Genomic DNA, 15446 nt, shown 5'->3' with positions numbered 1-15446 from the left:
GGCGGGCGCACTTGCCGGATCCGCCAGCCGGCACAGCCCGGCGGACGGAACTACGTCAGTTACTTCTGGTCGTCGTCCTCGGATTCCTTCATGGATGATGCGGCCGTCGAACCGCTGCCGAGCTTGGATTTACGCCTGCCCATGGTCATCAGCCGGTCGCGTACGGCGATGAAGGCTTCCTGACTGGTCATGCTTCCACCACGGGCGGTCTCGATCTGAATGTCGTCCACCGTGATCTCCCCGGAGCGCAGGGAGACCATCTCGGCGTGGTAGCGGAACCAGACCGCCACCACCGCGGCCACCGGAACCGCCAGGAAGGCGCCCAGGATGCCGAAGAGGGTGGATCCGACGGTGACGGAGAGCAGGACGACGGCGGCGTGCATCTTCATCGCCTTACCCTGCAGCACCGGCTGGAGGACATTGCCCTCCAGCTGCTGGACCAGAATGATCAGGAGCAGCACCAGCAGGGCGTTGGTGAGGCCGTTGGTGACCAGCGCGATGATGACCGCCAGGGCACCGGCGGTGAAGGCACCGACGATCGGGATGAACCCCGCGAAGAAGGTGATCACGGCCAGGGCCAGCGCCATCGGCACACCCAGGAGCAGCAGGCCGATGCCGATGAAGAACGCATCCACGAAGGACACCAGGGCCTGGGTGCGGATGAACCCGGCCAGGGTGTTCCAGCTGCGGCTCAGGACCTCAGTCAGGTGCCAACCGGCATTATTGCTGGTATATTTGCGCAGCCAGGGTAGGAAGCGGTCGCCGTCCTTGAGGAAGAAGAACGTCAGCACCAGCATCACGGCGATGGTCACCAGGATCGTGGAGGCCGTGGACAAACCGCTGAAGACCCCGGAGGCGATGCTGGAGGACCGATCCTGCAGCCAGTCGGTGGCCTCGTTGAGGAACTGGTCGAACTGCTCCAGGTTCAAGTTGAAGGGCTCGCTCTGGAGCCGGTCGAGCAGACTCTGGATACCGTTGAAGGCCCGGTCATAGAGCCGGGTGGACTGGTCCGCCACGGATGGGGCGATCGCCGTGAAGATGCCACCGATGATGGCGATGGTGCCGAGCATCGAGGTCAGCGCCGCGAGTGCGCCCGGCCACTTGTGCTCACGGAGGAACTTTGTGGACGGCCACAATACGGTGGAGACCAGAAGTGCCAGCAGGATCGGCAGAAGCCCGGCCCAGATGACCCCGAGCCCCTGCCAGAGGATCCAGGCGGCCACCACCAGGATGATGAAGCGCAGGGCCCAGCCGGCGATCCAGCGGCCGTCGCGGCCGATGATCACCGCGCGATCGACGGTGCGGGGATCGTCCTGTTGATTCAGCGACATCGATTCGCCTTCGACGGCCTCAGAGATCATCGCGGGTAGATCGCGGCTCGCCGCGAGATCGCCCGTACCGTCCGAGTCGGGGATGCCGGTGCGGGAAGTGTCGGTTGCGTCGTTATCGGCGCCGGTGTGCTCGTTCATGAGGTCTCCAACTATGCCACAGGGTGACTACTTTGGGGCGGTGAGGCAACGACGCCCGGTGAGGACGTCGCTGCAGATCAGCAGCCGGATTTCAGAAACGCTTGAGGTTTCCGGTCTCCCGGATGATGCCGAAGCGGTGCATCGTCACCGACACGGCCTGCTCCAGCAGGAGATGCAGGAGTTCGCGCCGCCCGTCCGCCAGCACCGGGGCGTCCAGGATCACCGAGGAGGATTCCACCGCCGCATCCCGCAGGGAGCTGTCCACCTCGCCGAGCGTGCGCACACGCACGGACTCGTCCTCGGCGATCTCGACGTCGAAGGCGTCATCGGAGATCTGCCGGACCGCGAGGCCGAGGGAGTGCAGATGGCGCGCGATACGCTGGCCGGCGGAGACGTCGAGCTCCGTACCGGTGACCATGGCCCCGATCTCCAAGCGGAGGAGATCGCGCAGCTGGTAGCCGGCCCCCAGCCGCACGCGCAGCGGAGCCAACAGCGGCCGGTAGCGGAAGACGTTGGCCTCCGCGGTCAGCGCCGTGGCGTCATGTTCCACGCCGAACTCCTCGCGCCAGGCCAGCTCATCCAGCTCGGCGGCCCGCCACAGCCAGGCGACGTCCTCCTCCCCGAGGTAGTCGGTGTAGTTTTGCGCGGCATCCCGGAGCAGCCGGGCGATGGCCGGACGGACGGCGACATCGCGTGGCTTGAGATCGCCGTCCGCCCAGGTGCCCTGCTGGGCGACGTAGTTGGGGCCACCGGCCTTCGCGCCGTTGCCCAGGACCGAGTTCTTCCAGCCGCCGAAGGACTGGCGCTGGACGATCGCGCCGGTGATGCCGCGGTTGACGTAGGCGTTGCCCACCTCGACCCGGTCGATCCAGTGCTCGATCTCGTCGTTGTCCAGGGAATGGATGCCGCCGGTCAGGCCGAACCCGGTGGAGTTCTGCCAGTCGATGGCCTGATCCAGATCCTTGGCGTGCATGATGCCCAGGATCGGGCCGAAGCACTCGTGGGTGTGGTACCAGGAACCGGGCTGCACGCCGTCCCGCACCCCGGGCGACCACAGGGTGCCCTCCTCGTTGAGCTGTTCGGGCTTGATCAGCCAGCGCTCGCCCGGCTCCAGGACGGTCAGCCCGCGCTGCAGTTTGTCCGTGGGCGGTTCCACCAGACCATTCATGGTGGTGGAGATGTCCGTGCCGGGGCCGACCTTGAGGGTGCGGACGGCGTCGAGCAGCTGGTTGAGGAAGCGCTTGGACTCCGCCTGCGGGCCGACCAGGATGACCAGGGAGGCCGCCGAGCACTTCTGGCCGGAGTGGCCGAAGGCGGACATGTACAGGTCCGCGACGGCCAGATCCGGGTCCGCGCTCGGGGTGATGATCATGGCGTTCTTGCCGGAGGTCTCCGCGTTGATCTTCAGCTCCGGCTTCCAGGAGCGGAAGAGTTTGGCGGTGTCCGTGGCACCGGTCAGAATTATGGAGTCCACGTCCTCGTGGGTGATCAACCGCTCGCCGGCCTCACCCTCGTCGGCGCGGACCAGCTGCAGCAGCTCGGTGTCCACCCCGGCGGCGACCATGCCCCGGTGGATTGCGTCGACGGCGATCTCGGCACAGCGCACCACCTGCGGGGCGGGTTTGATGATGACGGCGGATCCCGCGGCGAGGGAAGCGAGCATGCCGCCGACCGGAATGGCGACGGGGAAGTTCCACGGCGGGGTGACCACCACGACCTCGTGCGGGGTGAACACCGAGCGGGCGTCGTCCAGGGCGCGGGCGGACTCGGCGTAGTAGGTGGCGAAGTCGATCGCCTCGGAGACCTCGGGGTCGGACTGGTCTACAGTCTTGTTTGCCTCGAAGGCCATGACGGAGACCAGCTCGCCGCGGGCGTCGGCCAGGGCGTCGGCGATGCGGTCCAGGACGTCGGCCCGCTCCGCACCGCTGCGGGCGCCCCACTCCTGGGCCAGCTGCTTGGCGCGTGCCACGGCGGTGTCGACGACCGCCGAGTCGGTGACCTCCTCGTTGACGGGCTCACCCGGATCTGCCTGCAGGGCGTTCAGGGCCCATTCGCGGTTGGCACGCAGGGCGGGGTCGGTGTCCGGTTCGTTGACGAAACGGCCGAGGCTCACGGCCTGGGTGCCGGAATCCAGGTTGCGGTCCTGGGTACGGCGCGGTCCGGCGAAGGTGGTCCACCGGGTGTCCACCGCAGCCCGGAAACGGTCCTCCTGCTCGCCCATCGGGGTGCGGTCATCCGGTCCCTCGACCTCGGGGGCGAACAGCGCCGGCAGGAAGTTCTGCGGCTCACTGGTCTCCTCCAGGCGGCGAACCAGGTAGCTGACGGCGACGTCGAAATCCTCGACGTTGACCACCGGGGTGTACAGGATCATCCGGCCCACGACGTCGCGGACCGCCCGTGCCTGCGAGGGAGACATGCCCTGCAGCATTTCCGCGTCGATCTGGCGCTCGACGCCGCGTTTGACCGCCAGCTCCCAGGCCAGGGCCACGGTGAACAGGTTGTGGCTGGCCACGCCGATGCGGATATTGTCCGCGTGCTCCGGTTGCAGGATGTAGTCCAGCAGCCGGAGGTAGTTCGCGTCCACCTCAGGCTTGGAGGAATATGGTGCCGACGTCCAGCCGTGGAGCTCGGCTTCCACGTGCTCCATCGAGAGGTTCGCGCCCTTGACCAGGCGAACCTTGATCGGTGCGCCACCGGCGGCGCGGCGCTCGGCGGCGAACTCCGCCAGCTGCACCAGGGCGTCATAGGTGTCCGGCAGGTAGGCCTGCAGCACGATGCCGGTCTCCAGGTTGGTGAACTCGTCCTCGCTGAGCAGCTCAGTGAACAGTTTGATGGTCAGGTGGAGGTCCTTGTACTCCTCCATGTCCAGGTTGATGAAGACCTGTGGACTCTGCTCCATGGCTGCGCGGTAGATCGGACGCAGCTGCTCCTTCAACCGCTGGGTGCTGCCCTCGATGTCCCAGGGGTTCAGCTGGGCGCACAGGCTGGAGGCCTTCACCGAAACATAGGTGACACGCGGGTTACGGATCAGCTCAATGGTGCGCTCCGCCCGGTCGTCAGCTTCATCGTTTCCGAGCACGGCCTCGCCCAACAGGTTGAGGTTCAGCTCATTTCCTTCCGCTGCTGCCTTGTCCAGCAGGGAGTTCAGGGCCTTGCCGTCGGCGTCGAGCACCAGGTGGCCGACCATCTGGCGCATCCGCTGACGTGCCAGGGGCATCACCACGTCGGGTAAAGCTTTCCCCACTAAGCCGCCCAGCCCCAGCATCGCCTTGTTGATGGGGCCGAGGAAGTCCGGGACGTCGGTGAGCTTGCGCAGCTCCTGTGCAGCGACCTTATTATCCTCCGGGCGGGCGACCCGGTCCACGAAATCCATGGTGAAGTGGACGCCATTCGGGTCCCGGACCAGCTCCGCGAGCTGCTCAGTGGCCTTGGACTCGCTGTGGGACTCCCGGGAATCGGTCTCGCTCAGCCAGTCATGGGCGCGACGGATCGCGGCGTCGGTGACGGCCTCGACGTCGCTGGAGTTGGGCGTCGGGGTGCGGGGAGCGAATTTCTGCTCGGTGATCTCAGTCATGTCGGGAGTCCTCACGTAAGTCTGGGATGGGCGCGTGCGGAACGTCTGCGTAGAGTTCCGGCTGTCATAATTTCCGTGCCGGACCCGTCGGAGCCTCAGGAAGGCGGTGCCGGCGGATCGGGCGACGGGCACATTAACTGCCGAAGGGCCGCGCAGGCGGGCGGTCACTGATGTGCCGCGATCTCAAGCGGTTTCGCTGCATCTGATTGACACCACCTTCCAGGTATCTTGCTGCGTAAACGGCCGGGGAACTATCTGATTCCCGAGTATATGGACGTTTTCCGCTGTATGGGAGAAATGCACATTAATGCATTTGGTGGAAGCGATTTATGGGGATCGGAGGCTCAATCGGGGCTGTCGGGGGGTGGTGCCCGGACTGGGGGCAGGCTCTCGGTTGGCTGGTGAAGCTAAACGGCGAGGGCTTATATGGGGAAGGGGGAGTTCCGAAATACAGAGAAATTGGGCGGCATCCCCGCTAGGATGTCCACCAGTCATAGGTTCATAAGGCAAGGCATGCCTATTAAATATAAGTTAAGGCTAAATATCGCTGACGTTCCATTGATTTTCTGTATAATGGGGGCATGAGCAACTACACCGTTCCCGGAATCGACGAAAATGACGCCAAGAAGCTGATCGACGAGCTGCAGGCCCGTCTGACCGACTTCAATGATCTTCACCTGATCCTCAAGCACGCCCACTGGAATGTGACGGGCCCGAACTTCATCGCCGTCCACGAGATGATCGACCCGCAGGTCGAGCTGGTCCGCGGCTTCGCTGATGAAGTTGCCGAGCGGGTGTCCACCCTGGGCGGCTCCCCGGTGGGCACTCCCGCCGGCCACATCGAGAACCGCACTCCGTTGACCTACGAGACCAACCGCGGTTCCACCCAGGATCACCTGGCTGAGCTGAACAAGGTCTACACCAGGGTCATCGAGGGGGTACGTGAATCCCGCGCCATCGCCGGCGATCTGGACGCAATCACCGAGGACATTCTCATCGCGCAGGCTTCTGAGCTGGAGAAGTTCCAGTGGTTCGTCCGCGCTCACCTGGAGGACGCTCAGGGCAACCTGCCGCAGTAGTTCTCCGGTCCCACGGAGATTTCGGGGGCGGTCCCCACCGCAAGAGTCATGGTGGGGGCCGCCTCTTTTGTTGCGTGACGGGGAAAAAATTCTGGGGTCGGGGAGGGTGGGTGGGCTAACGTCATACCTATCTGGCGCAGGTGTGCCGAAAGGTTGACGGTGGGAGGTGGCCGAGTATGGGGAAGCATTCCGGCAAGGGGATTGCCGGTGGGCGAAAGCGTCGTTCGGTGTTCGGCTGGGTGGGGGAGATCCTGCTGACCATTCTCTCGATCTTCGGGGTGGTCTGCGTGGCTGCGGTCATCGCCGCTTGGGTCTTCGGGGTCAATATCATGATGTTCAAGACCGGCTCCATGGCACCTGGAATTCCGGCGGGTTCGGTGGCCCTGGTGCGCGAGATTCCCGCGGCTGAGGCGGACATCGGGAACGTGATTACCGTCCAGCGTCCCGGGCAGCTTCCCATTACTCATAGAGTTATCAGTAACGAGCCAGACCCGGCGGGCGGACCTGAGGATCGCATCATCGAGATGAAGGGCGATGCCAACCCGCAACCGGATCCAGTGGATTACCGCGTTTCTGAGGTGCAGCTGCTGTTCTGGTCTCAGCCGGAGTGGGGGCATACCTTCGCGCGCCTGGCTGACCCGAAAACCCTGGCGATCGTCACCATGCTGGCGGCGTTGGTGGTGACCTGGGCGTTTTGGCCGCGGGGCCGGGAGGGTTCCTAGCGTCTGGGGATAGCCAGCACAATGGTCTGACCATGTGCTCGGAATAACACGGGACAACTGGTCTATCTCGAAAATTACCCTTGTGTGAAAGTAAGTGGACGGTTAATATGATCGTTGTGAGTTGAGGTGCCAACTATAAGGGTTTTCTAAGGTGGCATTCGACTCGAGGTTCTTCCTTCCTTTCCTTTTTGAGCCCTTTGGAGTGCATCATGTCCCAGAAGTCCCGTAAGATCCGCGCCCTCGCCGCCGGCGGCGCAGTCCTCGGCATCGGCGCTGCCGTCACCCTCGCTGCTTGGAGTGACAACGAGTTTGCGCAGGGTCTGTTCGGTACCGAGGCTTTCGGTATCCAAGCCGCAGCGGGCGACGGCGTTTTCGGTGAACATGCCGAGGAGGGGGCGCCCCTGACGCTCACTCCCGTGGAGGGCGAAGGGGAGCGAGTGAACATGGTGCCTGGCCAGGTTTCGGCGTTCCCCTACCAGGTCAAGAACATCGCCGACGGTGCAGATACTACAGTCACCTACACCCGCGGAACCGTGTCCAACAACATCTCTGGGGAGTTCACCACCACCGTCTACGAGAATGTGGCCCCTGCTGCCTGTACTGACAATCTCGACACCACCGACCTGACTGTACTGGCTGAAGGGACGGGCAGCTTCCCTCTGGTGGATCAGAATGTTCAGGAGCTCTGCATTACGGTCAACTACACTGGAGTTACGAATCCGGATGCGGCCCAGGAGATGGATGTGACTTGGGAGTTCACCGCGGAGCTGCCGGAGGAAGCGGCTTAGTCGAGGTTCCGGTCTAGGAAATGACTTAAGGGGCAGGCAAATTGCCTGCCCCTTAAGCCATTAGCTGGAAGGATGGTCGTTGAAGGAGGCGTGATGCAAGCTGTCCCCCGAACTTCACGGCGAGTCCGTGCGGTCATTGCTGCTGCTGCCGTACTCGGTTTCGGGTCTGTGGCGACTCTGGCTTTCTGGTCGGACTCCGAGTTCCTGAGCGCGACCTTTTGGTCTCCCGGCTTCCAGGTGGAAGGCGCGACATCCGCAAGCGGTCCATTTGAATCTCATGACAGCGCAGACGATGCAGCTGCCCTGCAATTTGTATTGCCTGCCGGCGAGCTCGCCGAGGGCGAACCTGTTTCTACGGGGTATTGGCTGCGGATGGCTTCCGAAAGTACGGGAACCGTCAGCGTGCTCGCTCCGACAGTGGAAAACGAAGAGCTCAACGGACTGATCGACGTAGCCGTCGCGAAGGGTTCTTGCGATTCCCCCGGTGAGGTGCTCCAAGAGGGACTTCTTGAAGAGCTGGCGGACGCTCCAGATGCTTTTAATCTTCCTGCTGGTGTGGATGGGGAACCCGGGTCGGCGCAGGCAGTCTGTATCACTGCCACGTTGAATGATATTTCGGAACTCCCGGCGGGGGAGCATTCTACCGGGCGTGTGGGCTGGCAGTTCCGGGTTACGGAGGAGGCGGTGTAGATGGCGCAGCGAAAGAATCTTATCCCCGCTTTTGTTGCGATTGCGACGGTGCTGACGCTGCTTGGCCTGATTATTTTCGGGGTGGGGGTTCAGGCGCAGGAGGATGGGGGCCAGACGCAGGCCAAGTCCGTTTCCGACTCACTTGGTTTCAGGGCTGAGTTCCAGGCGGGGGAGAAGCCTCGTGAACTAGTCAGCCAGTACGCTTCGATAAGCATCAACGGATCTGAAGAAACTGTTTATAGTACCGATGCAGAGGGCTTACTGCCAAGTGGCCATGGATGTGTGTTTGCGGGTTTAGGGGAAAGTTGCCGGGGATCTGGAGAAGTTTCTAGCGCTGCGACCGATAGAGGGGGGATGGATCCGGTTCGCTCCGAATATGAATTGCTTGGACTCCTGGGGCTGACGTGGGTCGAAGGAAGCGTTGACGCCCCAATTGCGACTAGCGCAAGGTGCTATCTGGATGAAAATTCTAATCCTACTGGGAAGTTCGACCGCCCTTCGGGCACAATACGATATGGAGGGAATGCGCTTCTAGGAGAAAATCCTGACCTCCCCTTGGACCTTCAGAAATTGGAAGATGATCAGCCGCTTGCTCTCGCCGCAGAAACTGCTGCGATTTCAGGGTTAGGGGGAACTTTGCGAGTCGAGGTGGAAGCGGAAGCCGACTTCGATTGGGATCCAGTGAATTTGAGGGCTCATTCCGAGGTTGAAATTACCTATCGCACTATCAAGGCTGGGAGTGTGGAAGATGAGGAGTCGTTCACGGCCCGCTCCGAATGTGGCATGCTCATGAGCGACGGCACGGGATCTAGCAGCCCCGAAGGGGAGCAAGCGCAATCTCTTGCCTCCCCACAAGCTTTCGGCCTCGCTGATCCGGAGAATACTGAGACAAGTGATCCAGAATCGTCTCCAACCCCTGCTCCAAACGACGATCAGCCCACTACGGCCCCCGGCACCCCGCAGCAATCAGGATTCACCGATGAAAGCTCGCTGACCACAGCCAATGACGTTGACTACCACCTGCTCTCCACGCGTGAGCTGGATCTGCTTGACCGGGAGGTCATCGCCGATGTGCTCACTGCCACCCGGGAAACCGGTGCAGTACAAGGTGAGACCGCCACGGCTCGCTGGTGGCTCTACAGTGCCGAGGCTGCGGGCGGGGAGGTCCCGGTGCTCGAGATCGAACTTGCGGACGGTGCCATCGTCCAAGCCCGCCCCAATCTTCCGGGCGTCCAGTACCCAACTCCCGATCTAACAATTTCAGCAACACCAACCACTACTACTGGGCAACCTTCGGAACCGACGGCTGAGCAAACCTCTGAACCGGCCACTGAGCAGTCAACCACCAGTCAGATGCCGGCTGCCCCGGAGGAAACCGGTGAGGAGGCTGCCGATGAATAGACGTCGCATCCTCGCCACCGGCACAGCGGTAGCGGGCCTTGCCGTAGCGGCGGTACTCACGGCGTCGATAAGTGTCACCGAGGCGCAACGTAGCACCAGCCAGTACGCGGCGACAGAGTTCTCCGTGACCGTCGATGCGGTGCTAGAGCTGGAGGGCTCAGTGGATGGCACCACGTGGAATGACTCCGAGGCAGTGACCGAGCTGACTTTCTCGCCGGACCAGATGGCGCTGCAGGTCGGGGAGGAGAATGCCATTTATGCACCCATGCACGTGCGGGTGGCTGCGGGATCGAATACCGGGGCCACCGCGAATATCACCGAAACTAGGTTGGGTGACAGTGCTTTCGGGGACTCCCTGCGTGGTGAGATTTATCGCGACGTCCCTACCTGTGACGCTGCCGGTGTAACCGGAGCAGAGTCTCTGACGTCAGAGATTACGTTGCGCGGCCAAGTCAGCGAGGGCTTCGCGCTTCCCGCGCCGGAGAAGAGCGGCGAACCGGGGGAGACCGTGGTGCTCTGCGTCCGGGCCTGGATGAATGACAATAACTGGCTGCTCGGGGGCACTCCACCGCCCACCGAAACTGCGACATGGACCGTGACAGGGGTGTCAGACTGAACTGGTGCGGCCAATTGCCATGGGCGCGCCAGAACCCGGAACCCCCGGCCCCCCAACGTTAGTTAGCAGTACCCTGGGCGGTAGGGCCAAAAAGGACAGGGTCGCTACCGTGGGAACCGAAAGTTGAGTGCCTTTCTATCAATCTTGAAAGCCGGTTGCCGCCGCGCTCCAGGAAAAATTTTCTTCCTCTTAACCTGCAGAAACTTAATAAGTTGAGTCCCTCGGGAACAACTTTGAGTGACTGTCCGTTGTCACGTATGTAAGGTTGAGCGAGAACGGCTCAAGGATATCTGTTAGTCTGGATTCCAGAAGTTGAGCTGGTCGCAGTCAACTTGAGGATTCAGCAACAACAACAGGAGGAAGATAGATAATGGGACGTGCAGTAGGAATTGACCTCGGTACCACCAACTCCGTGGTTTCCGTGCTGGAGGGTGGCGAGGCCACCGTCATTGCAAACTCTGAGGGTTCCCGCACCACTCCGTCCGTGGTCGCCTTCGCCAAGAACGGCGAAGTCCTGGTCGGCCAGTCCGCCAAGAACCAGGCCGTGACCAACGTCGACCGCACCATCCGCTCCGTCAAGCGCCACATCGGCACTGACTGGAACGTCGATATCGATGACAAGAAGTACACCGCGCAGGAGATCTCCGCGCGTACCCTGATGAAGCTGAAGCGCGACGCTGAGGCTTACCTGGGCGATGACGTCACCGACGCCGTCATCACCGTCCCGGCCTACTTCGAGGACGCCCAGCGCCAGGCCACCAAGGAAGCCGGCCAGATCGCGGGCCTGAACGTGCTCCGCATCGTTAACGAGCCCACCGCTGCTGCTCTGGCCTACGGCCTGGAGAAGGGTGAGCAGGAGCAGACCATTCTGGTCTTCGACCTCGGCGGCGGCACCTTCGATGTGTCCCTGCTGGAGATCGGTGACGGCGTGGTCGAGGTCCGTGCCACCGCCGGTGACAACGCCCTCGGCGGCGATGACTGGGATCAGCGCATCGTCGACTGGCTGGTCGACAAGTTCAAGGCCGCCAACGGCATTGACCTGACCAAGGACAAGATGGCTCTGCAGCGTCTGCGCGAGGCCGCAGAGAAGGCCAAGATCGAGCTGTCCAGTTCCCAGTCGGCCACCATCAACCTGCCGTACATCACGGTGGACTCCGACAAGAACCCGCTGTTCCTGGACGAGACCCTGTCCCGGACCGAGTTCCAGAAGATCACCCAGGACCTGCTGGACCGCACCAAGCAGCCCTTCAACCAGGTGGTCAAGGACGCGGACATGTCGATCTCCGAGATCGACCACGTCGTGCTCGTCGGCGGCTCCACCCGTATGCCGGCTGTCGGTGACCTGGTCAAGGAGCTGACCGGTGGCCGCGAGCCCAACAAGGGTGTCAACCCGGACGAGGTCGTCGCAGTCGGCGCCGCCCTGCAGGCCGGCGTGCTGCGTGGCGAGGTCAAGGACGTGCTGCTGCTCGACGTCACCCCGCTGTCCCTGGGTATTGAGACCAAGGGCGGCGTGATGACCAAGCTCATCGAGCGCAACACCACCATCCCGACCAAGCGCTCCGAGACCTTCACCACGGCCGAGGACAACCAGCCGTCGGTGCAGATCCAGGTCTTCCAGGGTGAGCGTGAGATGGCTTCGGCCAACAAGCTGCTCGGCTCCTTCGAGCTCGGTGGCATCGCTCCGGCACCGCGTGGTGTCCCGCAAGTCGAGGTCACCTTCGACATCGACGCCAACGGCATCGTCCACGTGACCGCCAAGGACAAGGGCACCGGCAAGGAGAACACGATCAAGATCCAGGAGGGCTCCGGCCTGTCCCAGGAGGAGATCGACCGGATGGTCAAGGACGCCGAGGCGCACGCCGAGGAGGACAAGCAGCGTCGCGAGGAGCAGGAGACCCGTAACAACGCCGAGTCCATGGCCTACCAGACCCGCAAGTTCGTCGAGGACAACTCCGACAAGGTCTCCGAGGACATCAAGACCAAGGTCGAGGATGCCGCCAAGGAGGTCGACGAGGCGCTCAAGGGCGATGACCTGGAGGCCATCAAGGCCGCCGTGGAGAAGCTGTCCACCGAGTCCCAGGAGATGGGCAAGGCCATCTACGAGGCCGACGCCAACTCCGGTGCCACCCAGGCGGACGCCCCGAACGCCGACGACGACGTCGTTGACGCCGAGGTTGTCGACGACGAGAACGCCGACGAGAAGAAGGAGGGTGACGACAAGTGACCCAGCCCCACGGAATGTCCGATGACCCGGGCGCGCCGGAGAACACCGACCCGGAGGTGCAGTCGGCTGACCCGGACCGCGTAGAACAGGCCGCTGCAGAGGCGGCCGACGCCCAGGGTGCGGACGAAGACGACGATCTCCTGACCACCGGTCCGGATCCGGTCGTGGACGTCGAGGAGAATGAGTTCGATCCGGTCCGCGAGGCCGACCTCAACGACGACGACGTCGAGGCAGCGCTCTCGGACATCGACGCCGAGCTCGGCGACGAGCCTGCTGCCGGTGAAACCGGCGAAGCCGGCGGCAACGACCTGGAGGCACAGTTGGCAGAGCGTACCGAGGATCTGCAGCGGGTCAGCGCGGAGTACGCCAACTACCGCCGCCGTACCGAGCGGGAGCGCCAGGGCATCGCCGACAGCGCCAAGGCGTCGGTCGTCACCAAGCTCCTGCCGGTACTCGATGACCTGGACCTCGCGGAGCAGCACGGCGACCTGGAGGCGGACGGCCCGCTGAAGTCCTTCGCCAACAAGTTCCGTAGCTCGCTCCAGGAGCAGAAGTTGGAGCCCTTCGGTGTTGAGGGGGAGGCTTTTGATCCGGAAGCGCATGAGGCGGTTCAGGATCTGTCCTCCGGCGATGAGAAGGTCATCGGCACGGTCCTCCGCAAGGGGTACCGCGTGGGCGACCGGATGATCCGCACCGCGATGGTCATCATCGCGGATCCCGTTGAGAACTAGGATCCCGCGCTCCGCGCATCCTGGTTAAGGGACAGCAACGCTTAAGAACCCGCACCTCCTCGGCAACGCAGGAGCGTGCGGGTTTTTAAGTCTCTGTCCCACGTGGTGGACCCGGTGCCGGAGGTGGGGAAGCATCCGGCGCCGGGCGGGCCAGCGGGGAAGGAGTGGTGGCCACCAGGATTTGTCCCATCGAACCAGATGTTCAGACACGGCCCGTGGGGAAGCTGGGGCGGACGCGGTCGGAAGAGGCAGGGAACCGGAGACAACGTCACACAAAGTTCAGTGTTATAGACTCAACAATGAGTTTCAGGATGATTGCGGTCGACGCCCTCACCGGGGCAGATATCCGGAGTGGGGCCGGTGCTCCGTGGTTGCCGCCGACAGAGATTGAAAAGAATTTTCGCTTGAATCGAAGGAGAGCTGCTGATGGCTCAGAACGACTGGGTGTCAAAAGACTATTACGGCGACCTCGGGGTGTCCTCCAAAGCCAGCCAGGACGAGATCAAGAAGGCGTACCGCAAGATCGCCCGTGAGAACCACCCCGACGCCAAGCCCGGGGACACCGCCGCCGAGGATCGCTTCAAAAAGGCGGCCGAGGCCTATGACGTGCTCGGCGACGAGAAGGAGCGCAAGGAGTACGACCAGTTCAAGGCGGCCGTGGGCTCCGGCGGGTTCGGTGGCTTCGGTCGGTCGGGAGGTCCCGGCTTCCCCGGTGGGTTTCGTCAGACGCAATCGGACTTCGACGTCTCCGACCTCTTCGGAGACCGATCCGGTGGAGGATTTTCTGAGGACGGCGGTCTGGGCGATATCTTCGGTGGCCTTTTCAACCGTGGCGGTGGTGCTCGCGGAGCAGCTCGGCCGACGCGGGGTGCGGACGTCGAAACGGAGATCACCCTTGATTTCGCCGAAGCGGCGAAGGGGACGACGATCCCGATCCAGCTGACCGGGGAGGCGCCGTGCAACAACTGTCACGGTTCCGGTTCCAGGTCGGGTAATCCCTCCACCTGTGGTGAGTGCAGCGGCACCGGGTTCACCTCGGAAAACCGCGGCGCCTTCGGGTTCTCGGCGCCGTGTTCCCGGTGTGGCGGTACCGGCCAGGTGATCACGGATCCCTGCCCGCACTGCTCGGGTACCGGCACGGTCAACCGCACCCGCTCAATCACCGTGCGCATTCCCTCCGGCGTCATCGACGGGCAGAAGGTGCGCCTGGCGGGGCAGGGGGAGGCCGGTCCCAACGGCAAACCCGCCGGTGACCTGTTCGTCACCGTTCACGTGCGCCCGGACCGGGTCTTCAACCGCTCCGGTGATGACCTGGAGGTCACCGTCCCGGTGTCCTTCGCCGAGCTCGCCCTCGGCGACACCATCACCGTGCCCACTCTCGACGCCCCGGTGCGAGTGAAGGTGCCCGCCGGCACTCCGGACGGCCGGACCCTGCGGGTGCGCGGCCGCGGCGTGCCGAAGCGCGGTGGGGAAGCCGGTGATCTACTGGTGACAGTGCAGGTCACCGTGCCCAAGAACCTTGATGCCGCCGCCACCAGTGCCCTGCGTACCTATGCGCAGGCCGAGCGTGATTCCGGTTTCGATCCCCGGGCGGACTGGGCCGGGTCGAAGCGGAAGTAGTCCGGGCCACCGCCCGGCACCCCGGGAAGGAGGTGAGGAGAAATCATGGCGAACAGAGTAGACAAGCAGCAACCAGAACCAACGGCAGTCACCGCCGACGCCGAAATCGGTGAAGTCTTCGTCATCTCGGTGGCGGCCGAACTGTCCGGCATGCACGCCCAGACCCTGCGCACCTACGACCGCATGGGACTGGTGACCCCCATGCGGACCTCCGGTGGCGGTCGCCGTTACTCACGGCGTGACGTCGCGATGCTGCGCAAGATCCAGCGGCTGAGCCAGGACGAGGGCGTCAACCTCGCCGGCATCAAGTCCATCATCGAGCTCAGCGAGGCCAATGAGCGCCTGCGGCAGGAAAACGAGCAGCTGCGGGCGGATAACGCCGAGCTGCGCGGCCACGTGGAGCGCGTCGGTGGCCGCACCCGTGGCGAAATCGTCCACGTTCCCCGGTCCACGGCGGTGGTCATGTGGGAACCGCGTCGCCCGCGTCGGACCCGCTCGCGACAGTAACCGGTGCCACCGCGGCGACACGCCG

12 protein-coding genes are annotated in these 15446 nt (G+C 63.5%); 10 read left to right on the top strand and 2 right to left on the bottom strand.

What is annotated here, in order from left to right:
- Positions 1-59: 59 nt before the first annotated feature.
- Positions 60-1469 (bottom strand): AI-2E family transporter, encoded by a 1410-nt coding sequence (locus tag ACQCVD_RS03455; RefSeq protein ID WP_426822305.1) that lies wholly within the window; start codon positions 1467-1469, stop codon positions 60-62.
- A 91-nt stretch (positions 1470-1560) separates the two neighbouring features.
- Entirely contained in the window at positions 1561-5043 is a 3483-nt protein-coding gene (locus ACQCVD_RS03450; RefSeq protein ID WP_426822304.1) for a bifunctional proline dehydrogenase/L-glutamate gamma-semialdehyde dehydrogenase, read from the bottom strand.
- Between the two features lie 581 nt (positions 5044-5624).
- Here ACQCVD_RS03450 and dps point away from each other — a divergent pair.
- The 10 genes from dps to ACQCVD_RS03400 all read left to right on the top strand — a co-directional run bounded on the left by dps (position 5625) and on the right by ACQCVD_RS03400 (position 15421).
- Entirely contained in the window at positions 5625-6122 is a 498-nt protein-coding gene (gene dps / locus ACQCVD_RS03445; protein WP_426822303.1) for a DNA starvation/stationary phase protection protein Dps, read from the top strand.
- A gap of 176 nt (positions 6123-6298) precedes the next feature.
- A complete protein-coding gene (locus ACQCVD_RS03440) occupies positions 6299-6844 on the top strand; it encodes a signal peptidase I (protein ID WP_426822302.1) in 546 nt (181 codons plus the stop codon).
- Between the two features lie 209 nt (positions 6845-7053).
- Positions 7054-7632 (top strand): SipW-dependent-type signal peptide-containing protein, encoded by a 579-nt coding sequence (locus ACQCVD_RS03435; RefSeq protein ID WP_426822301.1) that lies wholly within the window; start codon positions 7054-7056, stop codon positions 7630-7632.
- Between the two features lie 93 nt (positions 7633-7725).
- Complete coding sequence (locus ACQCVD_RS03430; RefSeq protein ID WP_426822389.1) at positions 7726-8322, top strand: SipW-dependent-type signal peptide-containing protein; 597 nt, start codon at positions 7726-7728, stop codon at positions 8320-8322.
- Positions 8323-9723: a hypothetical protein gene (locus ACQCVD_RS03425; RefSeq protein ID WP_426822300.1), complete on the top strand. Its 1401-nt coding sequence runs from the start codon at positions 8323-8325 to the stop codon at positions 9721-9723.
- The gene (locus ACQCVD_RS03420) at positions 9716-10339 is read left to right on the top strand and encodes a hypothetical protein (RefSeq protein ID WP_426822299.1); all 624 of its coding nucleotides are present in this window, start codon (positions 9716-9718) and stop codon (positions 10337-10339) included. The genes ACQCVD_RS03425 and ACQCVD_RS03420 overlap by 8 nt, the downstream gene beginning before the upstream one ends.
- Positions 10340-10709: 370 nt before the next feature.
- Positions 10710-12563: a molecular chaperone DnaK gene (gene dnaK / locus ACQCVD_RS03415; RefSeq protein WP_426822298.1), complete on the top strand. Its 1854-nt coding sequence runs from the start codon at positions 10710-10712 to the stop codon at positions 12561-12563.
- Positions 12560-13294 (top strand): nucleotide exchange factor GrpE, encoded by a 735-nt coding sequence (grpE, locus tag ACQCVD_RS03410; RefSeq protein ID WP_426822297.1) that lies wholly within the window; start codon positions 12560-12562, stop codon positions 13292-13294. The genes dnaK and grpE overlap by 4 nt, the downstream gene beginning before the upstream one ends.
- Before the next feature lie 426 nt (positions 13295-13720).
- Positions 13721-14914, top strand: coding sequence for a molecular chaperone DnaJ (gene dnaJ, locus ACQCVD_RS03405; protein WP_426822296.1), 1194 nt, complete (start codon positions 13721-13723; stop codon positions 14912-14914).
- 45 nt (positions 14915-14959) lie between these two features.
- Positions 14960-15421, top strand: a complete 462-nt coding sequence (locus ACQCVD_RS03400; protein WP_426822295.1) for a heat shock protein transcriptional repressor HspR — start codon at positions 14960-14962, stop codon at positions 15419-15421.
- Positions 15422-15446: the final 25 nt, after the last annotated feature.

The sequence above is a fragment of the Corynebacterium halotolerans genome (assembly GCF_050107895.1).
Taxonomy (GTDB): domain Bacteria; phylum Actinomycetota; class Actinomycetes; order Mycobacteriales; family Mycobacteriaceae; genus Corynebacterium; species Corynebacterium halotolerans_B.
Note: the sequence above shows the minus strand (reverse complement) of the source record. Positions and strands in the feature narration are given on the sequence as shown.